The organism is Actinophytocola sp., from assembly GCF_036002505.1.
GTDB lineage: Bacteria > Actinomycetota > Actinomycetes > Mycobacteriales > Pseudonocardiaceae > DASYTH01.
This window is the reverse complement of sequence record NZ_DASYTH010000282.1, coordinates 1-21,552: the sequence shown is the minus strand read 5'-3', so window position 1 is coordinate 21,552 and position 21,552 is coordinate 1. Positions and strand designations below refer to the sequence as shown.

Sequence of the window (21,552 nt, the reverse complement as noted above, 5' to 3'; positions counted from 1 at the left end):
GCCCAGGAGCTGGGGATGGCTCAGCCGGGGGCGTCCAAGCACCTGCGGGTGCTCCGCGAGGTCGGGCTGGTGCGAGACCGCAAGGCGGGCAAGCAGCGCCTGTACGGCCTCGACGCCCGCGGGCTGCGACCGGTGCACGAGTGGACCGGTGGGTTCGAGCGGTTCTGGAACGAGAGCTTCGACCGGCTGGACGCGTACGTGCAGGACCTCGAGCAAGCACGGCGGGGGGACTGACCGATGGCAGGGGCAAGGCAAGAAACGCGGGCGGAGCCGGCGACGGCCGACCGGGAGATCGTCATCTCCCGGGTCATCGACGCCCCACGAGAGCTGGTGTTCGAGGCGTTCACCGAGGTCCGGCACCTGTCGCGGTGGTGGGGACCGGAGGGGTTCACCACCACCACGCAGTCGTTCGAGTTCCGCGTCGGCGGGGAGTGGGACTTCGTGCTGCACGGACCGGACGGGACGGACTACCAGGAGTGGATCTCCTGGACCGAGATCGCCCCGCCGGAGCGGATCGCGCTGCGCCACGGTGAGTCCCGCGGCGACCCGAACGCCTTCGAGTCGGTCCTGACCTTCGCGCCCGACGGCGCGGCGACCCGGATCGAGATGCGCACGGTGTTCCCCACCAAGGAACTGCGCGACGAGGCGGTCGAGAAGTACCACGCGATCGAGGGCGGCCAGCAGACCCTGAGCAACCTGGCTGCCTACGTCACCGAGATCGTTCGGAAGGGAGTTGAGGACTGATGGCCGGGAAGGTGTTCTTCAGCGTGACGATGTCGCTGGACGGGTTCATCGCGCCCGAGAACCTTGAGGACTTGATGGGGCAGCAGTGGATGGAACTGCAGCAGTGGATGTTCCCGCTGCGGTTCTTCCGGGAGAACCTGAAGCTCGGCGAGGGCGGCGAGGAAGGGCCGGACAACGACATCGTGCGGAAGACGTTCGAGCGCACCGGCGCGAGCGTCATGGGCAAGCGCATGTTCGACGCCGGCGAGCCGGCGTGGCCGCAGGAGGCGCCGTTCCACACGCCGGTCTTCGTCGTGACGCACGAGAAGCGTGACCCCTGGCAGCGGCCCGGTGGGACCACCTTCCACTTCGTCAACGACGGCATCGAGCCCGCGCTCGACCAGGCCCGCGAGGCCGCCGGCGACCGCGACGTCCGCATCGCGGGCGGCGGCGCAACGATCCTGGAGTACGTGAACGCCGGCCTGATCGACGAGTTCACGATCGCGCTCTCACCCGTGCTGTTCGGCTCCGGAATCCGCCTGTTCGACGGCGTGGACGCGGGCCGCGTGGCCCTGGAGCCGGGCCGCGCGGAGCCGACGCAGCGGGTGACCCACCTGGCCTACGCCGTCCGGGAGCGGTAACTGTCTCGACCTCAGCGCTCCCCCGCCGAGGTCAGCAGCGCGGTGAGATCCTCGACGCAGCGCACCAGGGCGGCCAGGGCGAGGCGGCGGGGGTCACGGGCGGCGGCGGTGAAGTCCTCGTGGGACACGCCGAGGCCGCCGCCGAGCAGCGCCGCGGCGACCGTGTAGGGGCCGCTGAACGCCGCGTGGTACCCGGAGGCCGCGGCCGTGCACCGGCGCCATTGTCACGCCGCCAACCACCGGTAGCCACCGGCGCCCGCTGACCGTCCCGCGTCGTCGACAAAGTTCGACACTGAGGTTCGCATCGCCGGGCGGCCATACCAGACCGTGCCGCCCAGCCAGGCCGCGCCGTCGGTCTTCACCCGGTCAATGACCGCTCTCGCCCTCCTCATGCATGGCGCCGGCCATCAGGCCACCAAGCTGGCGCGCGGCGCGTGAACCAGTGGGCTCGACGCCTCGGGTGGACGGTAGGTCAGTGCCATGCCGTGTGACGATGATGCACTGCTATCAGGTCTCGAACATTGCTCCCGACGGTCTGGCAGTGCGGGTGGGACAACCGCACGGGACTTTTGGGGCAACCCGTCGGGGCTGGTCATCCGCTTCCCCTGGTGAATTTCATCCAGTCCAATTGCCAGCCGAACGCATTCGGAGCGGAGGCGAGTCGCAGGGTGTGGGTGCCCGCGGACAGGGTGATTGTGGGGCCGGTGACGTCCTGGAAGCTGGTGTTGGAGATCGTCGTGTTGATCGGGCTGGCGCCGTCGATGGTTGTGCGGATCACGGCCGCGCCGCTGGTGCGCCGGTTGGCGGCTCGGTAGATCAGTTGGTAGATCCCGGTTTTGGGGATGGCGATGCGGTAGTCGGCGGTGGTCGCCGCGGTGGTTCCGGTGTTGTCGTCGCCCAGGGCGAAACCGCCGTTCACGCCGCTGACCGGGTCCGTGCAGGGCTGGAAGAACGGGCAGACGGACAGCGCGGCGTCCGAGGTCACGTCGGTGACCGCGGGTTGCCCCGGCCCCTGGGCGGTGGTGAAGGTCGAGGTCAGTTCGGCCTGGACAATGCTTGCCTGGCTTGGCTTCGCGGTCAGCTGCACCGGCTCGCGGCCCAGCAGCCTGGACAGATCGACCGAGTACATCCACTGGTCGTAGACCTTGGTCTGGTGTTCGGTGTCGTCGGGCGCGCCCGGGTTCTTGCCCTGGGACACGTGGAACCAGGTTCGGCCCGACGCGTCGACCGGCCCGAGCATGGCCGCGATCCACGGAGTGCAGCAGGGGTCCGCCCTTTCGGTCGTCACGCCCTGGGCGACGGGGGCCGCCGGATCGCTGACCCGGAAGGTCATGGTGGTCCCGCTGCCGTGCGGCTCAACCACGATGGTGTTGGCGCTGGGCCAGCTTCCGATGACAATGTTGTGGGTGGCCGGATCTTCCATGACCTTGAATACCGGGCCCACCAGGTCGGGCTGACGGATGTTGTAGTCGGCCGGGCAGACCGTGCCCCACATGGCCCGGGCACCCGGCAGGGTGGCCACGTAGTCCTGCAGCGGCTTGCCGGCCTGCAGGCAGGGGGCGCGGGAGAACGTGCGGCCGCCGGAGGTCTTCACGTACACCTTGGCGCCCAGGCCGCCCCACGGCAGCCAGAGGTTGCCGAGGGTGTCGTAATGCATGGCGCCCATGCCGGTGGTGGCCTTCAGCCCGGTCACCGGCTCGATGGTCGGGTCCACCTCGCCGCTGAGGAATGGCGCCGAGGTGGGCGTGACGTCGCCGGTGCCCGCGGTGTAGCCGAACTCGATGATGGGTCCGTTGATGACCTGGGACACCACCTGGCCGTCCTGGTTGTACCGGTCGGCGCTCATGTCCGCGCTCAGCGCGAACCGTTCGTCGCCGAGGGCACTGGTCGGGTCGGCCTGCACCTCGCGCGCGCCAATCCCGATCTTGTGGGCCGGGTCGTCCCAGCTCGGGTCGTCGATCTCCGGGATCGCGTAGACGCCGCCGATGCGGGCGGCGTACCTGCCGGACGAGTCGGGTCCGTCGACCTTCAGCACGGCCACTTTGTTGCTGTACTGGGCAATGGCGATGTCCTGTGACTGGGGCAGCACCGCCAACTCGTTCAACCAGAAGCAGTTCGGCGGCTCGCCGGCGCTCTGCGGGCAGAGCAGATCGGCAAGTTGCTGACCGCGTTGCGGGTCGGCGGCGAGGGTCGCGGCCACGAGTTCCCGTGAGGACCAGGAGTTGCGCCAGTCGGGCAGGCCGTCGCCGTTGTTGTCGGGCCCTTCGGCGACTCGCCAGGTGCCGTCACCGGCCTTGGTCAGGATGCCGAACACCGGGTAGAAGCCGTCGGTGTCGGGATTCTGCCAGGCGGGCCAGCCGAGGTTGCTCCCGGTGAAGACGATCGCGTTGCCGCCAGAATAGGAATCGATGTCGCCGATATCCCAGCCGGCGGCGTCACCGTCGGGCGCCCTGATGATTGTCTTGTTGCGGTCGGTCTTGACCTTGATGTTCGTGTAGGACCCCGAGTCCGGGTCGAAGGCGGGAATCGACATTCCCTCCCCGGCGGTGTTGAACACATTGAGGTTCGACCCCACGGTCATGCTGAAGATCGTCCCGTCATTCGCGATGGCCGAGAACCATGGCTGCTGGCCGGGCAACGGGGTCCAGCCGGTCACCGCCCGGGTGCCGTAACGCTGGCCCGAGGGCACCTGGGTCTTGCCGGCCAGCACACCCTTGTCGAGGGTTCCCTGCTTGCCCCACAACGTGACGCTGGTGGCGCAGCGCGCGGCGGCCTTGCCCAGCTCCGCCGTGTACACCAGCAGGCCCGCGCCCGCCAGGTGGACGTTGTCCGGCCCGAACCACGGCTGCGGGTCGGTGAATGTGTGACTCCCGGCCTCCGCGCCGAAATCGATCAATTCGACATTGTCATAAGGTCCACCGACGGTGGTCACGAAGCGGAACCAGTCGTTGACTGACTTGGCCGCCGCCGCGTAGTTCGGACTCAGGTTCGACGCGTTCTCCGGCGCGGTCACCACCGCCAGGCAGCCCGACCTGGCGCTGATCTCGGCGGCCTCGGTCGCCAGCTTGTCGGTCACCTCCCGCAGGCGGGCGTCCCGAGCCGCCTGGTCCACCCCGGCGGCAATGTACAAAGCGTCGTTCAGGCCCAGCGCCACCACCGTGCCGCTCAGGTCGTACTCCGCCAAGCCCCGGAACTCGTCCAGCAGATTGCTGTTGGCGCGGTCGAGCGGAGCGGAGGAGCCATCACTGGTCCAGCGGGCCCCGGTGTGGCCTTCCACCTCGGTACGGATCTGCCCGCCGTTCAACAACGCTTCGACGTAGCCCTGGAATGCGCTCTGGTTGGTGTTGAAATCCCGATCGTTCAGCTGGTGGACGAGATCGTCTCCGAGCACGGCCACCCTCGGCCACGCCGACTGGGCGGCGTTGCGAAAAAACGGCGAAAGATAAACCGTGCAAGCACCATCCGGGCTCACCAAGCGCGGTGACAGATATTCCACCACCACCCGGCCCACCCCCGACGGCGTCAGCGTGCCGCGGACCGAGGTGAACGATGTCGGGTACGAACCCGGCCACGTCGGCGGCGGGCTGGCCGGCGGGTAGTCCGCCGGCAGATGATCATAGCGGAGCTCCCAGGTCAGACCCGACCCGTCGGTCTCCGTTCCACCCTGAATCCGCTTCAGCCCCGTGACCTGCACCGCCGGCCCGAACACCGTGCTGGACTTCTCATGATCCACCCGCCAGGTGACCCCGGCCTCCGAACACGATGCCGATGCCGGGACCGCATAGGCGGGCTGAGCCCCCACCACGAAACCCGACACCACCATCGCCGCTGAAGCCACGACCGCCCAGGTACGCCACAACGCCATCGCCCACCACCCCAACAGGCGCGAACCCGGACCCACCGTCCCACAGCCCGCCAACAGCGGCAATCAGCCTTTCCGACCAACCGTGTTGACATAATGCGGCACCCAGGAGTGCCCCCGAGTTCGGGTCCCAGCAGTTGTGTGATCGGCTCCGCGTGCCCTTCACAGACCCCAAGAAGGCACGAAAGGAAAATGGCGAAAAGATGAGGGTTACACCGCCCCGGGTTCTTGGTCGTCACACTGAGCCTTTCCGCGTAACCTCGTGTTGCTGTGGGTGATCATGTGGTGCGCCGTGATCGATGTGCAGGATCACCAGCGCCGCAGCGACGATCTTGCCGATCAGCCAAGGGTTGAGGCTGATGTTCCGGAGGGCTTTGAAGGTCATCTTCAGCAGGGCGTTGCCGCGCTCACCGACGGCCCGTATCCCATTGTGGGCCTTGTTGAACATCTGCTCGGTGTCGGTGAGCTGGCCATTCTGGGGTTTCTTGGACGCTACGGTGATGGTGTCGGACTCGCCTTCGTAGCGCTGAGGTCCTAGAGATGATCAAGCCGCGTCAGGCGAGTTTTTCGACGGTAAATCGACCGTCGGGGACAAAACCGGTACGAATCGAGGACCCAAAAGGGCCTCCGACCTGCGGAAACAGTGGGCGCAGCAGGACTCGAACCTGCGACCGCTCGGGTGTAAACCGAGTGCTCTTCCGCTGAGCTATGCGCCCCCGGCGGTTAGGCCGGAATGGTTTCGATGGCTTTTTTCCAGGCGTTCTGGTCTCGGGCTTCGCCGGGGGAGTTGATTTCGACGAAGCGGACGGTACCGGTTTTGTCGACGAGGAAGGTGCCGCGGTTGGCCAGGCCGGCTTTGTCGTTGAAGACACCGTATTGTGAGGCTACGGCGCCGTGTGGCCAGAAGTCCGAGAGCAGGGGGAACTTGTAGCCTTCGTGGTCGGCCCAGGCTTTCAGGGTGAAGGGGGAGTCCACGGACACGCCGAGGATCTGGACGTTGGCGTTGGTGTAGTCGGCGAGCTCGTCACGGACCTGGCACAGCTCGCTGGTGCAGATGCCGCTGAACGCGAACGGGTAGAACACGAGCAGCACGTTCTTGTCGTTCTGGAACGACGATAGCGTCACCTGTTGCCGGTTGTAGTCGCTGAGCGTGAAATCGGGAGCCTTGGCCCCCACCTCGACCGCCATGCCCGTGAGCCCTCCTGACAACGTGTCCGGCTGGTTTGCGACCCAAGCCTAGGGCAACCGGTGGCCGAGGTGGGGTGGTGTTCAGCGCTTGGGCTTCACCGACTTCGGCGCGACCAGCCGGGTGGCGGCCCAGTCGTCGCCCACGCTGGCGTTCGACGTCTGGGCCAGGCCCGCGGTCGGCACCGCCTCGGCGATATCGGACGGCTCGACGTGCCCGGGCCGACCCGTCTTCGGGGTGAGCACCCAGATCACGCCGTTGTCCGCGAGCGGACTGATGGCGTCCATCAGGGCGTCCACCAGGTCGCCGTCGTCCTCGCGCCACCACAGCAGCACCACGTCCACGACCTCGTCGGCATCCTCGTCGAGCAGGTCACCGCCGATCTTCTCCTCGATCGCGGCACGCACGTCGTCGTCGACGTCCTCGTCCCAGCCGATCTCCTGGACCACCATGTTGGCTTCAATCCCGAGCCTTTCGGCGACGCCGACCTTCCCGGCGTCTTCCGCGGCGACCACGGCCTACTCCTCCATTTGCCCCGAGCGAACAGTCTTGCGACAGCGAACACTGGCGACACCCACCTGCGCAACCGTCGAATGCTCGACACGCCGGAACTCATGCGTCACTCGCTGCAGCCTCCACTACCGGCTGGTAAGGATGACGGCGGACCCGGACGGAGCAGTACCGTGGAACAAAGACCAGCATATGGAGAACCCTTGGCTACCCAGAGCAGTGCGAGCGGCACGAACAGGCCCGAACGGGTACGGGTCATCCGCGACGGCCTTGCGGCCTACCTGCCGGACATCGACCCGGAGGAGACCGCGGAGTGGTTGGAGTCCTTCGACCACGTCGTCCAGGGCGGCGGGCAGCAGCGCGCGCGGTACCTGATGCTGCGGCTGCTCGAGCGTGCCCGGGAGAGCGGCGTCGGCGTGCCGGCCCTGACCAGCACGGACTACGTCAACACGATTCCCACCGAGCGGGAGCCGTGGTTCCCCGGCGACGAGGAGACCGAGCGCCGCTACCGGGCGTGGATCCGGTGGAACGCGGCCATGACCGTGCACCGCGCGCAGCGCCCCGGGGTGGGCGTCGGCGGGCACATCTCCACCTACGCCTCCTCCGCCACGCTCTACGAGGTCGGCTTCAACTGGTTCTTCCGCGGCAAGGATCACCCCGGCGGCGGCGACCACGTCTACTTCCAGGGCCACGCCTCCCCCGGCATGTACGCCCGAGCGTTCCTGGAGGGGCGGCTAAGCGCCGATCAACTGGACGGGTTCCGCCAGGAGCTCTCGCACGCGGGGCCGGGCGGCGGGCTGCCGTCCTACCCGCATCCGCGCCTGATGCCGGACTTCTGGGAGTTCCCGACCGTGTCCATGGGCCTCGGCCCGATGAACGCGATCTTCCAGGCGCGGTTCAACCGGTACCTGCGCGACCGCGGCATCAAGGACACTACCGACCAGCACGTGTGGGCCTTCCTCGGCGACGGCGAGATGGACGAGCCGGAGTCCCGCGGGCTGATCCACGTCGCGGCCAACGAGGGCCTGGACAACCTCACGTTCGTGATCAACTGCAACCTGCAGCGGCTGGACGGCCCGGTGCGCGGCAACGGGAAGATCGTCCAGGAGCTGGAGGCGTTCTTCCGCGGCGCCGGCTGGAACGTGATCAAGGTGATCTGGGGCCGGGAGTGGGACGCGCTGCTGCACGCCGACCGGGACGGCGCGCTGGTGAACCTGATGAACACCACCCCGGACGGCGACTACCAGACCTACAAGGCCAACGACGGCGCGTTCGTCCGCGAGCACTTCTTCGGCCGCGACCCGCGCACCAAGGAGCTGGTGGCGCCGCTGACCGACCAGGACATCTGGAACCTCAAGCGCGGCGGCCACGACTACCGCAAGGTGTACGCGGCCTACCAGGCGGCCACCGAGCACCACGGCCAGCCGACCGTGATCCTGGCCAAGACCATCAAGGGCTACGGCCTGGGCCCGCACTTCGAGGCGCGCAACGCCACGCACCAGATGAAGAAGATGACCCTGGACGACCTGAAGCTGTTCCGGGACACGCTGCGCATCCCGATCGCCGACACCGACCTCGAGCGCGACCCGTACCTGCCGCCGTACTACCACCCGGGCCCGGACGCGCCGGAGATCCAGTACCTGCTGGAGCGGCGCCGCCAGCTCGGCGGGTTCGTGCCGGAACGGCGCGGCAAGGCCAAAGCGCTGGTGCTGCCCGGCGACCAGGTCTACGACGTGATCAAGCGCGGGTCCGGCAAGCAGGAGGTCGCCACCACGATGGCGTTCGTCCGGCTGGTCCGCGACCTGGCCAAGGACCCCGAGATCGGCCCGCGGCTCGTCCCGATCATCCCGGATGAGGCCCGCACGTTCGGCATGGACTCGATGTTCCCGACGCAGAAGATCTACAACCCGCTCGGCCAGACCTACACCTCGGTCGACGCATCGCTCATGCTGTCCTACAAGGAAAGCGAGCGAGGCCAGATCCTGCACGAGGGGATCAACGAGGCCGGCTCCACCGCGTCGTTCATCGCCGCCGGCACCTCGTACGCCACCCACGGCGAGCCGATGATCCCGATCTACATCTTCTACTCGATGTTCGGCTTCCAGCGCACCGGCGACGAGATCTGGGCGGCCGCCGACCAGATGGCCCGCGGCTTCCTGCTCGGCGCCACCGCTGGCCGCACCACGCTGACCGGCGAAGGCCTGCAGCACAACGACGGCCACTCGCTGCTGCTGGCCGCCACCAACCCCGCGGTGATCGCCTACGACCCCGCCTGGTCCTTCGAGATCGCCCACATCGTCCGGGACGGCCTGCGCCGGATGTGCGGCGAGCAGGCCGAGGACATCTTCTACTACCTCACCGTCTACAACGAGCCCTACGTCCAGCCGGCCGAACCGGAGAACCTCGACGTCGAAGGCCTGCTCCGCGGCCTCTACCGCTACCAGCCGGCCCCCTCCAGCGCCGGGCCCGCCGCCCAGATCCTGGCCTCCGGCGTCGGCATGCCGTCCGCGCTGAAGGCCCAGCAGCTCCTGGCCGACGAGTGGCAGGTCCACGCCGACGTCTGGTCCGCCACCTCCTGGTCGGAGCTCCGCCGCGAAGCCGTCGAGGTCGACCGCCACAACCTCCTGCACCCCGAGGCCGAGCCCAGAGTCCCTTACGTGACAACCACCCTCGCCGCCACCACCGGCCCGGTCGTGGCCGTCTCGGACTGGATGCGCGCCGTCCCCGACCTGATCCGGCCCTGGATTCCCACCGACATGGTCAGCCTCGGCACCGACGGCTTCGGCTTCTCCGACACCCGCCCCGCCGCCCGCCGCCACTTCCTCGTCGACGGCGAGTCGATCACGGTCGGCGTCCTCGCCGCCCTGGCCCGCCGCGGCGAAGTCGACCAGTCAACCGTCGTCGAAGCCGCCCGCCGCTACAAGATCGACGACGTATCGGCAGCCGGCCCCCAGACCTCGGACCCCGGAGTGGCCTGATGCGGTGAAAGCGTCCTTCCTCGCACTGGGCGTGAGTAAGGACGCTTTCATCGCACATTTCGGCCGGTTCGTCGCGTGAAGCCGCCTTTGGTCGCAAGGATCTTCCCGACCTGCGGGACGGCGTGTTAATCACATCCGGGAGTGCCCCCGCCGCAGCAGCCGGGAGGTCGGATGTTCACGCAGCAGCTTGCCCCGCTCGCCGGATCCCTTGGGTTATCCGCCCTGATGGCGGCGTTGCCGCTGGTCACGGTGTTGATTTTGTTGGGGGTGCTGCGGCTCAAGGCGCACGTGGCGGCCATCGCGGGCCTGGTCGTGGCTCTTCTGGTCGCGATGGCGGTATACCGCATGCCGGTCGACCAGGCGCTCTCCAGCGCTGTCCAGGGCGCGGTGTTCGGGCTGTTCCCGATCATGTGGATCGTCGTCAACGCGCTGTGGATCTACAACATGACCGTGCGCACCAGGCACTTCGACGTGCTCCGGCGCTCGTTCGGGCGGGTCAGCGACGACCCGCGGATCCAGGGGCTGATCGTCGCGTTCTGCTTCGGCGCGCTGATGGAGGCGCTGGCCGGGTTCGGCGCGCCGGTGGCGATCTCGGCGGTGATGCTGATCGCGCTGGGCTTCTCGCCGGTGCGCGCGGCGGTGGTCAGCCTGGTCGCGAACACCGCGCCGGTCGCGTTCGGCGCGCTGGCCACGCCGGTGATCACGCTGGCCCAGGTGACCGGGCGGCCGCTCGACGTCATGTCCTCCATGGTCGGCCGGCAGACCCCGGTGCTGGCCGTCTTCGTGCCGCTGGTGCTGCTCCTGCTCATCGACGGCAGGCGCGGCGTGCGCGAGCTGTGGGCGCCGGCGCTGGTCTGCGGCATCTCGTTCGGCGTGGCGCAGTTCCTGGTCTCCAACTACGTGACCGCGGAGCTGTCCGACATCGGCTCGGCGCTGGCCGGCGCGGCCGCCCTGATGCTGATGCCGCATGCCCGCCGCACCGCCAACGCCGAGGTCCGGGAGTCGGTGCTGACCGGCGGCGGCGGTACGACGGCCACCGCCGAGCTGGAGGAACGGGACTCCCGCCGGGACATCGTGCTGGCCTACGCACCGTACGGGATCATCGTGGCGATCTTCGCGATCGCCCAACTCCCCGGCATCAAGCCGCTGCTGGCGAAGGCCACGATCAGCTTCCACTGGCCGCTGCTGAACATCGTGAGCTCGGCCGGAAAAGCCGTCTCGGGCAACCGGTTCTCGCTGGCGCTGCTGGCCGCGGGCGGCACCCTGGTGCTGATCGCCGGCATCATCACCGCGATCGTCCTGCCGATCGGAGCGAAGGCCGCGGCCAAGGAGTGGGCCTCGACGGCGTTCCAGCTGCGGTTCGCCATCCTCACCGTGGCGAGCGTCCTGGCCCTGGCCTACGTGATGAACCTGTCCGGGCAGACCACCACGATCGGCAACTTCGTCGCCGGCGCGGGCGCGGGCCTGGCGTTCCTGTCGCCGATTCTCGGCTGGTTCGGCGTCGCCGTGTCCGGTTCGGACACCTCGGCGAACGCGCTGTTCGGCGCCCTGCAGTTCAGCGCCGCGTCGAAGGCGGGCCTGTCCCCCGACCTGCTGGCCGCGGCGAACAGCTCCGGCGGCGTGCTCGGCAAGATGATCTCGCCGCAGAACCTCACGATCGCCTGCGTCGCCGCGCAGCTCCCCGGCGAGGAAGGCGGCCTCCTCCGGAAGGTCCTCCCCTGGAGCCTCGGCCTGCTGCTGGTGATGTGCGTGCTGGTGACCCTGCAGAGCACCAGCGTGCTGGGCTGGATGCTGCCCTGAGCAAAGGGCCGCCTGGCGAACGGTGCGCTCGTGCCAGGCGGCCCATCTCCCCGGTCCCCACCGGTAATTCCACTATGGACGGTCAATGATCATGTGGCCAGCCACGTCCCCCTATCGTGGGACGGCGGGGTTGGGCGTGCGATTCTCTAGCCATGCGCGGCGCACCCGAGGATCCCGAGGACAGCTCGGGTCTGTCGGCCGCGACGTTCGCCGCGCTGGACAAGGCGTCGGGGAAGATCGCCTCGGCCGCGGTGGCGGCGATGGACAAGCAGTTCCCGTGGTTCGGGCGGATGCCGGCGGACCAGCGGGCGAGCGTGCTGTTCATCGCGCAGACCGGGGTGGCCGGGTTCACCGCGTGGCTGCGCGACCAGCGGCAGGCGCTGAAGCTGACCGCGGACGCCTTCCGCGGAGCGGACGCGCAGGACCTGTCCCGGTGGATCACCCTGCGGCAGACCGTCGAGCTGGTGCGGGTGGCGTTGGAGGTGTTCGAGGCCCAGGTGCCGGACCTGGCCTCGGACGACACCGAGCGGCAGGTGCTGGCCGAGGCGGTGCTGCGCTACGGGCGCGAGGTGGCGTTCACCTCGGCGATGTCGTACGCGAGCGCGGCGGAGGCCCGCGGCGCGTGGGACGCCCGGCTGGAGGCGTCGGTGGTGGACGGCATCGTGCGCGGCGACGCCGAGGAGTCGCTGCTGTCCCGGGCGGCGGCGCTGGGCTGGGACATGGAGGCACAGACCACCGTGCTGGTCGGCAACCCGCCGTCGGACGACCCGCCGACGGTGATCTACGAGGTGCGCAGCCGGGCCGCCCGGCTGGGCCGGCCCGTGCTGCTCGGCCTGCAGGGCGCCCGGCTGGTGGTGCTGCTGGCCGGGCCGACCGCCGCCCCCGCTGAGGCAACGGCGCTGGTCAAGATGGCGAGCGCGTTCGGCGACGGCCCGGTGGTCGCCGGGCCGACCGTGCCCAGCATCGCCGACGCGCACCGCAGCTCGTTCGACGCGCTGTCCGGGCTGCGTGCGGTGGTGGCCTGGCCGGCGGCGCCGCGCCCGGTACGCTCCACCGACCTGCTGCCGGAGCGGGCGCTGGCCGGCGACCCGGAGGCGGAGCGGCAGCTCATCGACCGGGTGGCCCGGCCCCTGGAGCAGGCCGGCGGCGGGCTGCTGGAGACCGTGGAGACCTACCTGGAGACCGGCGGCGTGCTGGAGTCCTGCGCCCGCCAGCTGTTCGTGCATCCGAACACGGTGCGGTACCGGCTGCGCAAGGCGGCCGAGATCACCGGGTGCAACGCGAACCTGCCGCGGGACGCGCTGGTGCTGCGGGTCGCGCTCGCGGTTGGCCGGCTCTCCCGGTCGAGGGGACTTTGGTAACGGGCCATGACCATCTAGTGTCGCGATGTGAAACCCACAACGTTTTCCGGCTAACACCGTTCATGCGGCGGTGACTTTTGTAGGACACCTACAAGACGCCTGTCCTAGATTCGTGTCTGTCGACATGGCCGCCCGCCCGCGGGAACGGGAAGGTAGGTGTCGTGCTCGCGCTACTCGCCCCTGGTCAGGGCTCGCAGACCCCCGGCATGTTCGCGCCGTGGCTCGAACTGGACGGCGCGCGGGAGACGGTCGGGCGCTGGTCCGAGCTGACCGGGCTCGACCTGGTCCGGCTCGGCACCGAGGCGGACGCCGAGGAGATCAAGGACACCGCGGTCACCCAGCCCCTGGTGGTGGCACTGGCCCTGCTCGCGTTCGGTGAGCTGGAGCGCCGGGTGACGCTGCCGGCGGGGACGGCGGTCGCCGGCCACTCGGTCGGTGAGCTGGCCGCCGCCGCGATGGCCGGGGCGCTCGACGCCGACGACGCGGTGGCCCTGGCCGCGGTCCGCGGCCGGGAGATGGCCGCCGCCTGCGCGCTGGAGCCGACCGGCATGGCCGCCGTCATGGGCGGCGACCCGGACGAGGTGGTGGCCTGGCTGGCCGGGTTCGACCTGGTCGCGGCCAACCGCAACGGGGCGGGCCAGATCGTCGCGGCCGGCCCGGCGGACGCGCTGGACAAGATGCTCGCGGCGGAGGACCGCCCGGCCAACAAGGTGATCAAGCTCAAGGTGGCCGGCGCGTTCCACACGCACTTCATGGCCCCGGCCCGGGAGGCCATGGCGGAGCGGGCGAGGGGCGTGCGGGTCGCCGACCCGACCCGCCCACTACTGTCCAATAAGGACGGTCAGATGCTGGACGGCGGCGGCGCCGAGGTGCTCGACCGGCTGGTCGCCCAGGTCACCAGCCCGGTGCGGTGGGACGCCTGCCTGGCCACGCTCGCCGGCCTGGGTGTCACCGCGCTGGCCGAGCTGCCGCCGGCCGGAACGCTGACCGGCCTGGCGAAGCGGGAGCTCACGGGGGTCACGGCGGTGGCGCTGAAGGTGCCGGCCGACCTGGCGAAGGTGGCGGAACTGATCGACGGGAGTGCACTGTGACGATGCTTCGGCTGGGGAACACCGTGAATGCCGCCCGGATCCTCGGGTTCGGCAGCACTCAGCCGGAGCAGGTGGTCACCAACGACGACCTGTCCAAGATCATGGACACCAGCGACCAGTGGATCCGGGAGCGGGTCGGCATCGTGGAGCGCCGGTTCGCCGCCAAGGACGAGTCGGCCGAGGACATGGCCGTGGTGGCGGGTTCGAACGCGCTGGCCGACGCCGGGCTCGAACCGTCCGATGTGGACACCGTGATCCTGGCCAACTGCACATCCATGGTGCCCATCCCGAACTACGCCGCCCCGGTGGCCGACCGGATCGGGATCAAGGGCGCCGCGGCGTTCGACCTCAACGCGGCCTGCGCCGGGTTCTGCTACGCGCTGGGCGTCGCCGCGGACCTCGTGCGCGGCGGGTCGTCCGGCCGGGTGCTGGTGATCGGCGCGGAGAAGCTGACCGACGTGGTGGACCCGGTCGACCGGGCCAACGCGATCATCTTCGCCGACGGGGCGGGCGCCGCCGTGGTCGGTCCGTCCGACGAGCCGGGCATCGGCCCGGTGGTCTGGGGCTCGGCCGGCGACCTGGTCGACCTGATCTACATGCGCGACGAGAAGTACATCTTCCAGGAGGGGCAGTCGGTGTTCCGCTGGGCGACCACGCAGATCGCCCCGATCGCCCTGCGCGCGCTGGACGCCGCCGGGCTCCAACCGTCCGATGTGGACGTGCTGGTTCCGCACCAGGCGAACCTGCGGATCGTCGAAGCCATCGCGAAGCGGCTGCGCAAGGCCGGCGCGCGCGAGGACATGGTGGTCGCCGACGACATCGTCCACTCCGGAAACACGTCGTCGGCGTCGATCCCGATGGCCATCGACCACATGCGTGCCGCGGGCCGGATCCGCTCCGGCGACGTGACCCTGATCGTCGGATTCGGGGCCGGGCTGTCCTACGCCGGCCAGGTCGTGATCTGCCCCTAGTTGATCGACAAGAAAGGAAGGCAATGGAGAACGAGGGCTTGAGCGAGAACGAGATTCTCGAGGGTCTCGCGGAGATCGTCGAAGAGGTCGCCGGCGTGGCGGTCGAAGACGTCACGGCCGAAAAGTCCTTCGTGGACGACCTGGACATCGACTCGCTGTCCATGGTCGAGATCGCCGTCCAGGCCGAGGACCGGTTCGGTGTCAAGATCCCGGACGACGAGCTGGCGAACCTCAAGACGGTCGGCGACGCGGTGAGCTACGTCGCCAAGAACGCCTGACTTTCTGTGCCGCACAACGGGGAGGGTCTCGTGACTACCGAGGTCGTCATCACCGGGATGGGCGCCACCACGCCGCTCGGCGGCGACGTGACGTCCACCTGGGAAGCGATGCTGGCCGGGCGCAGCGGCGTGTCCACTTTGGACAAGGACTGGCTGGACCGGTTCGACCTGCCGGTGCGCATCGCCGCGACGCTGGCCGTCGAGCCGACCGAGATCCTGCCCCGGGTCGAGGCCCGGCGCCTCGACCGGTGCGAGCAGGTGGCGATGGTGGCCGCCCGGCAGGCCTGGCGGCACGCCGGGCTCGGCGAGCCGGGCGACACCGACCACGTCGACCCCGACCGGCTCGGCGTGGTGATCGGCACCGGCATCGGTGGCGTGATCACCGTGCTCGCCCAGGACGACCTGCTGGAGAACTCCGGCCTGCGCAAGGTGTCGCCGCTGACCGTGCCGATGCTGATGCCCAACGGCCCGGCCGCGCACGTCGGGCTGGACCTCAAGGCGCGCGCCGGGGTGCACGCCCCGGTGTCCGCCTGCGCGTCCGGTGCCGAGGCACTCGCCTGGGGCTTCCGGATGATCCGCGCCGGCGAGGCCGACATCGTGCTCTGCGGTGGCACGGAGGCGGCCATCACCCCCCTCACCATGGCCGGGTTCGCCCAGGCCCGCACCATGAGCACGCGCAACGACGAGCCGACCCGGGCCTCCCGCCCGTTCGACGCGCACCGGGACGGCTTCGTGCTCGGCGAGGGCGCGGGCATCGTGGTGCTCGAGCGGGCGGAGCACGCCGCCGCGCGCGGGGCCAAGGTGTACGCCCGGCTGGCCGGCATCGGCACGAGCGCCGACGCATACCACATCACCGCGCCGGACCCGGAGGGCGTCGGGCAGGCGCGGGCCATCTCGGCGGCGCTGCGCAGCGCCGGCATCGACGCGGCGGACGTCGGCCACGTGAACTGCCACGCCACGTCCACCCCGGTCGGCGACATCGCGGAGGTCGTCGCGGTGCGCAAGGCCATCGGCGACCACCCGGTGCTGACCGCACCGAAGGGCTCGTTCGGGCACCTGCTCGGGGCGGCCGGCGCGGTCGAGGCGATCGTCACGGTGCTCTCGATCCACGACGGCGTCGTGCCGGCGACGCTCAACCTGGACGACCTCGACCCCAAGGTGACGCTGGACGTGGTCGCCGGCGAGCCGCGCAAGATCGATCTCACCGCCGCGGTGAACGACTCGTTCGGCTTCGGCGGGCACAACGTCGCCCTTTTGTTCACCGCGGCCTGAGTCCGGTGGATCCCCACTTAAGCAACAAGGAGCGCCCGATGACGATGGTGGCCACCCGGCCGGGGGCCCGCGTGCTCGATCCGCGGGAGCCGGAGGTTCGGCTCGCCAAGCTGCTCGACGAGGGCTCGGTGGCGCCACTGCACCCGAGCGACTCCTCCGGCGTGTACGCCGTGCGGGGCCGGATCGACGGCACCAAGGTGATCGCCTACTGCACCGACGCCACCAAGATGGGCGGCGCCATGGGCACCGAGGGGTGCCGGCACATCGTCGAGGCCATCGACACCGCGGTACGCGAGCGCTGCCCGGTGCTCGGCGTCTGGCACTGCGGCGGGGCGCGGCTGGCCGAGGGCGTGGAGTCGCTGGACGCCGTGGGTTCGGTGTTCGCCGCCATGATCCGGGCGTCCGGCCGGGTGCCGCAGATCTCGATCGTGGTCGGGCCGGCCGCCGGCGGTGCCGCGTACGGCCCGGCGCTCACCGACATCGTGATCATGTCGCCGGACGGCCGGGTGTTCGTCACCGGCCCGGACGTGGTCCGCTCGGTCACCGGTGAGCAGATCGACCAGGAGGGGCTCGGCGGCGCGGAGGCGCACGGCCGGCGCTCCGGCGTGGTGCACGTGCTGGCCGCCGACGAGGACGACGCCTACCGCCGCGGCCGGCGGATCACCTCGCTGTTCGCCAAGCCGGGGCTCTTCGACCTGCACACGGTGCGCAAGGAGGAGGACCTGCGCCGGCTGCTGCCCGAGGCCGCCAACCGCGCCTACGACGTGAAGCCGCTGCTCCGCGAGATCCTCGACCATGACCCGGACGGCACCTCGGTCTTCGAGGAGCTGCAGGCGAAGTGGGCGCCCAACATCGTCGTCGGTCTCGGCCGCATCGGTGGCCGCACCGTGGGCGTGATCGCGAACAACCCGCTGCGCAAGGGCGGCTGCCTCGACTCGCTGGCCGCCGAGAAGGCCGCCCGCTTCGTGCGGATGTGCGACTCGTTCGGCGTGCCGCTGCTCGTGGTGGTCGACGTGCCCGGCTACCTGCCCGGTGTCGGCCAGGAATGGGAAGGCGTGGTCCGCCGCGGCGCCAAGCTGCTGCACGCCTTCGCCGAGGCCGTGGTGCCCCGGGTGACCCTGGTGACCCGCAAGTCCTACGGCGGCGCCTACATCGCCATGAACTCCCGCGCCCTGGGCGCCACGGCCGTGTTCGCCTGGCCCGAAGCCCAGGTCGCCGTCATGGGCGCCAAGGCCGCCGTCGGCATCCTGCACCGCAAGCGCCTGGCCGCCGCCCCCGAAGAGGAGCGGGAAGCCCTGCACACCCGCCTGACCGAGGAACACGAGCGCATCGCCGGCGGCGTCGACCGCGCCATGGCCATCGGCGTCGTCGACGAGGTCATCGACCCCCGCCACACCCGCCGCAAGCTCGCCGAAGCCCTCGCCGCCGCCCCCGCCGGCCGCGGCGCCCACGGCAACATCCCGTTGTAGTTGACTGCCCTGAAGGCGGCCTTCAGGGCACTTCACACGCCTCGTGCTGGGAGGCGAGGTTGGTCACGCCGGTGTCGAGCTTCCAGGTGCCGTCCTCGACGGTGAAGGGCAGGACGAGGCGCCAGTGGATGCATTTCTCCGGCAGCTCGTACGGTGCGTGCTCGAGGTCCTGGACGCTGGTGAAGCTGAGCAGCACCCGGGCCGTGTTGACGGGACCGTTCTCGATCCGGCGGACCACGATGCTGCCGTCCTTTGTGGATCCGAAGTCGGCGCGCCACTTCTCCGGGGAGATCTTGGCCAGGTTCTTGGTCACCACGGTGCGCCACTGGTCGTAGCGGCGGTTGTTGATCGCGTCGAAGTAGGTCTGCAGGAGCGCCCGGACCGTTTCGTAGAGCGGGTGCTCGGCGGCGTCGGAGGTGCCGGCGACGGTGGGGTCGCCGGGTTGCTCGCCGGGCGGCAGCGGGTGGTCGCTGGGGAGGACGACGGACGGGGACGTCTCCGGCTCGGCGTAGATCTGCCGGGCCACCAGCGCACCCACGGCGGTGGCGATCATCGCGACCAGAACGACCGGAAGCACCCAGCGTGCCATGGCGTTCAGGGTGGCACAGTGTTGCATTCAAGGTGAGGGCAGGGCTGGAAGCACTACTCGGCGTTGTCGGCCGGCGGTTGGCAGACACCGACCCCTCGGCGGGCCTACGGCCCGGCCTCGGCGCCGGTAAGCCCTCACTAGTCAGCCGACGCGGTGCAGCCAGGTCACCGGCGCGCCGTCGCCGGCCCGGCGGTAGGGCTCGAGCGCGGCGTCCCAGGAGGCGCCGAGCAGCTCGTCCACGCTGTGCGCGAACGACTCACCGGCGCGCGCGGCGGTGGCCAGCGCGCGCAGCTGGTCCTCCCCCACCACGATGTCGCCGTTGGCGCTGGTGCGGGCGCGCCACAGGCCCAGGGTCGGGGCGTAGCAGAAGCGTTCGCCGTCGACACCGGGACTCGGCTCCTCGGTGACCTCGAACCGGATCATCGGCCAGGCCTTCAGCGCGGCGGCCAGCTTCCCCGCGGTACCCGGCTCGGCTGACCAGCCGCACTCCGCGCGGAGCTGGCCGGGAGAGGCCGGCTGGGCGGTCCACTGGAGATCGGCGCGCGCACCGAGGGTGCCCGAAATAGCCCACTCGACATGCGGACATACCGCAGCCGGCGACGAGTGGACGTACACCACGCCACGGGTGTTGCCACGAGCGCTCACTGCTGACCTCCGCTACTCGACGAGGATCGTCTTCCCCTACGTCCTCACTCGAGTGGCCGAGCCGGGTGATCACTCCGCGCTACCCGTCGTTATTCTGCCCTGCCACCGTGCACTTTCGCCACAACAACGGCCGGACACACCGGTGAGCACAGTAGCCACTGCGCCCACCGGTGCCACACTGAGGGGTCAGGCCGGGGTCGCGCCGAGCGAGGTGGCCGCGGCCACGACGTCGACGAGCCCGGTGCCCTTGTCGAAACTGGACGTGTACGGGCCGACGGCCTGGTACGCGGCGCCGTTGGCGTACTTGTACGCGGTCGACTTGAGCGCGTTCTCGATCTCCGCCGGGGTGGCCGACGGCTTCGCCTGGAACAGCTGCGCGACGATGCCGGTGATCTGCGGGGCGGCCATGGAGGTCCCGCTGATCACGTTGTACGTGCCGAGGTCGAGCAGCCCCGGCCCGTTGTGCGGATCCAGCCCGGTCGAGCAGATCGGCAGGTAGAGCCGGCAGGCGGAGATGATGTTCTCGCCGGGCGCGGAGATGTCCGGCCAGGTCGACGGGCGGGTGCTGGCGCCGCGCGAGGAGAAGCTCGAGACCGTGCCGTCGCGGGTGCCGGTGCTCTGGTCGTTGAACGAGGCCACGGACAGCACGCCCGGGGTCGGGTCCTGGCCGGGCGGGTTGGACACGTTGGCGGAGCCGTTCCCGCCGTCGTTTCCGTTGGCCCACACGGTGACCACGCCCTCGGCGGCGAGCGCCTCCTGGATCAGCGCGGTCGCCGAGTTCGGGTCGAACTCGCCGCCACCGGTCGGGCCGTAGGAGTTGTTGATCACCTTGATCGGCGGGCAGGTGGACGCCGGGACGCCCGCGCCGCACGGAGCATTGTGGTTCTCCAGGATCCAGTTCAGCGCCGCGTCCGCGCCGACGATCAGGATCACCGCGCCGGTCGAGATCGACACGATCTTGGCGCCCGGGGCCGAGCCGCCGACCTTCACCCCGTCGGTCAGGGTCAGCGGGCTGCCCGCGGCGATGCCGTTGACGTGCGTGCCGTGGCCGCCGAGGGACAGCGTGTCGGTGTCCACAGTGGTCGGCAGGTCGAGGATGCAGCTAGTGTCCTGGCTGCTCTCGTCCACGCAGGCGCTCTTGAGGTTGCGCACGACCCGGGTCTGCCCGTTGGCGCCCTTGAACGCCGGGTGTGTCGGGTCGATGCCGGAGTCGACCACCGCGACCGTCACGCCGGTGCCGTCGAGCAGCGCCCCGTTCGCGCCGCGCAGCGTCTGCTGGGCGGCGAGGCTCCTGGTCGCCGTGGTGCCGGTGCTGAAGAACGGCTGGAGCTTGTCGTTGTTCTCCAGGTACCGCACGCCGGACACGCTCCGGGCGGCACGCACCTGGCCGGCCGTGCCGCTGGCCACGACGACCCCGACCCGCTTGAAGCTGGTGATCTTGGAGAGCCCCGCGGCCCGGACCGCATCGTCGGCCGCGGCAAGCGTGGTGCCGTGCACGAGCACGGTCACCGGCGCCGCGTCGGCCGCGGTGGCCAGCAGCCCGGACAGTGACGCCGACACCGGCGCCAGCACGGTGGCGGGCGCGGCGGCGGCCCGCGCCCCGGCCCCGAGCGGAAGCGCTACCAGCGCCAACGCGAACGCGGCGGCCCGGATTCGTCTCCGCGCCGGTGCGGCAAAACGATCAAACATGAGAACTCCTCGCAGCAGGGAACCATGTCCCCTCAACGAGTGACACCCGACTCGGTGACGTCCGGGGTTAGCCGGCGTTAATCCTCATCCATACAGCGGCCTTAGCGGTGCGGCGATAACGTGGAGCGGGGCGACGCGCGAGAAGCGTGTACGAGCTGGGAGGTGTGCGGTGTGGCTGATCCGGCTCGGTGACGGGGCATCCGAGGTCGGTGTGGACGTGCGCGCGGCGCTGGCGTCGTGGGGGCGCGGGGACGGCGTGGTCGGCGGGGTGGCGCTGACCGGGGCCAAACCTCCGCACTGCGCGGCGCCGGTCGACGCGATTCTGGTGCTGCCACGGGGAATTCTTGTCGTGGTCGGGGTGGACCTGCCGGATCCCGCGGTCCGGCTGGACGCCCCGCTGGCCGGCCAGTGGAAGACCGACGGCTGGCCGCTGGTGCGCGGGGACGGCGCGGTCAACCCGGGCGTGGCCGCGCTGGAGGCGGCCGGT

General features: G+C 70.1%; 18 protein-coding genes, 1 tRNA gene and 1 pseudogene. 12 read left to right on the top strand and 8 right to left on the bottom strand.

The window, feature by feature from the left end:
* The 3 genes from VGR06_RS24750 to VGR06_RS24740 all read left to right on the top strand — a co-directional run.
* Window positions 1–234: ArsR/SmtB family transcription factor (locus tag VGR06_RS24750; protein WP_327561506.1), on the top strand; the 234-nt coding region annotated here is incomplete at its 5' end.
* A 3-nt stretch (window positions 235–237) separates the two neighbouring features.
* Complete coding sequence (locus tag VGR06_RS24745; protein WP_327561505.1) at window positions 238–744, top strand: SRPBCC family protein; 507 nt, start codon at window positions 238–240, stop codon at window positions 742–744.
* A complete protein-coding gene (locus tag VGR06_RS24740; RefSeq protein WP_327561504.1) occupies window positions 744–1,364 on the top strand; it encodes a dihydrofolate reductase family protein in 621 nt (206 codons plus the stop codon). Before VGR06_RS24745 ends, VGR06_RS24740 begins: the two co-directional genes overlap by 1 nt.
* A gap of 592 nt (window positions 1,365–1,956) precedes the next feature.
* Here VGR06_RS24740 and VGR06_RS24735 read toward each other — a convergent pair.
* The 5 genes from VGR06_RS24735 to VGR06_RS24715 form a co-directional block, all read right to left on the bottom strand.
* Complete coding sequence (locus VGR06_RS24735) at window positions 1,957–5,229, bottom strand: hypothetical protein (protein WP_327561503.1); 3,273 nt, start codon at window positions 5,227–5,229, stop codon at window positions 1,957–1,959.
* 232 nt (window positions 5,230–5,461) lie between these two features.
* Entirely contained in the window at window positions 5,462–5,728 is a 267-nt protein-coding gene (locus tag VGR06_RS24730; protein WP_414637325.1) for a transposase family protein, read from the bottom strand.
* Between the two features lie 142 nt (window positions 5,729–5,870).
* A tRNA-Val gene (locus VGR06_RS24725) sits at window positions 5,871–5,942 on the bottom strand.
* Window positions 5,943–5,949: 7 nt separating this feature from the next.
* Entirely contained in the window at window positions 5,950–6,414 is a 465-nt protein-coding gene (locus VGR06_RS24720; RefSeq protein ID WP_327561502.1) for a peroxiredoxin, read from the bottom strand.
* Window positions 6,415–6,495: 81 nt separating this feature from the next.
* A complete protein-coding gene (locus VGR06_RS24715; RefSeq protein ID WP_327561501.1) occupies window positions 6,496–6,927 on the bottom strand; it encodes a DUF3052 domain-containing protein in 432 nt (143 codons plus the stop codon).
* Between the two features lie 198 nt (window positions 6,928–7,125).
* Between VGR06_RS24715 and aceE the strand changes: the two genes are divergently transcribed.
* The 8 genes from aceE (at window position 7,126) to VGR06_RS24675 (ending at window position 18,142) form a co-directional block, all read left to right on the top strand.
* Entirely contained in the window at window positions 7,126–9,900 is a 2,775-nt protein-coding gene (gene aceE / locus VGR06_RS24710; protein WP_327561500.1) for a pyruvate dehydrogenase (acetyl-transferring), homodimeric type, read from the top strand.
* Window positions 9,901–10,071: 171 nt separating this feature from the next.
* On the top strand, window positions 10,072–11,700 hold the full coding sequence (locus VGR06_RS24705; RefSeq protein ID WP_327561499.1) for an L-lactate permease: 1,629 nt from the start codon (window positions 10,072–10,074) through the stop codon (window positions 11,698–11,700).
* 152 nt (window positions 11,701–11,852) lie between these two features.
* On the top strand, window positions 11,853–13,061 hold the full coding sequence (locus VGR06_RS24700; RefSeq protein ID WP_327561498.1) for a PucR family transcriptional regulator: 1,209 nt from the start codon (window positions 11,853–11,855) through the stop codon (window positions 13,059–13,061).
* Window positions 13,062–13,222: 161 nt separating this feature from the next.
* The gene (locus tag VGR06_RS24695) at window positions 13,223–14,152 is read left to right on the top strand and encodes an ACP S-malonyltransferase (RefSeq protein ID WP_327561497.1); all 930 of its coding nucleotides are present in this window, start codon (window positions 13,223–13,225) and stop codon (window positions 14,150–14,152) included.
* A 2-nt stretch (window positions 14,153–14,154) separates the two neighbouring features.
* Window positions 14,155–15,123 carry a beta-ketoacyl-ACP synthase III gene (locus VGR06_RS24690; protein WP_327561507.1) on the top strand — a complete coding sequence of 323 codons (969 nt, stop codon included), beginning with the start codon at window positions 14,155–14,157 and terminating at the stop codon, window positions 15,121–15,123.
* Window positions 15,124–15,161: 38 nt separating this feature from the next.
* Complete coding sequence (locus VGR06_RS24685; protein ID WP_327561496.1) at window positions 15,162–15,401, top strand: acyl carrier protein; 240 nt, start codon at window positions 15,162–15,164, stop codon at window positions 15,399–15,401.
* A gap of 30 nt (window positions 15,402–15,431) precedes the next feature.
* On the top strand, window positions 15,432–16,673 hold the full coding sequence (locus VGR06_RS24680; protein ID WP_327561495.1) for a beta-ketoacyl-ACP synthase II: 1,242 nt from the start codon (window positions 15,432–15,434) through the stop codon (window positions 16,671–16,673).
* A gap of 38 nt (window positions 16,674–16,711) precedes the next feature.
* Window positions 16,712–18,142 (top strand): acyl-CoA carboxylase subunit beta, encoded by a 1,431-nt coding sequence (locus VGR06_RS24675; RefSeq protein WP_327561494.1) that lies wholly within the window; start codon window positions 16,712–16,714, stop codon window positions 18,140–18,142.
* A gap of 22 nt (window positions 18,143–18,164) precedes the next feature.
* Here VGR06_RS24675 and VGR06_RS24670 read toward each other — a convergent pair whose 3' ends face one another.
* The 3 genes from VGR06_RS24670 to VGR06_RS24660 form a co-directional block, all read right to left on the bottom strand.
* On the bottom strand, window positions 18,165–18,731 hold the full coding sequence (locus tag VGR06_RS24670) for a hypothetical protein (protein WP_327561493.1): 567 nt from the start codon (window positions 18,729–18,731) through the stop codon (window positions 18,165–18,167).
* A gap of 141 nt (window positions 18,732–18,872) precedes the next feature.
* Complete coding sequence (locus VGR06_RS24665) at window positions 18,873–19,376, bottom strand: DUF3145 domain-containing protein (protein ID WP_327561492.1); 504 nt, start codon at window positions 19,374–19,376, stop codon at window positions 18,873–18,875.
* A 186-nt stretch (window positions 19,377–19,562) separates the two neighbouring features.
* The gene (locus VGR06_RS24660; protein ID WP_327561491.1) at window positions 19,563–21,065 is read right to left on the bottom strand and encodes a S8 family serine peptidase; all 1,503 of its coding nucleotides are present in this window, start codon (window positions 21,063–21,065) and stop codon (window positions 19,563–19,565) included.
* 169 nt (window positions 21,066–21,234) lie between these two features.
* On the opposite strand from VGR06_RS24660, the pseudogene VGR06_RS24655 reads away from it, so the two are divergent.
* A pseudogene (locus tag VGR06_RS24655) lies at window positions 21,235–21,552 on the top strand (hypothetical protein); the annotation flags it as partial.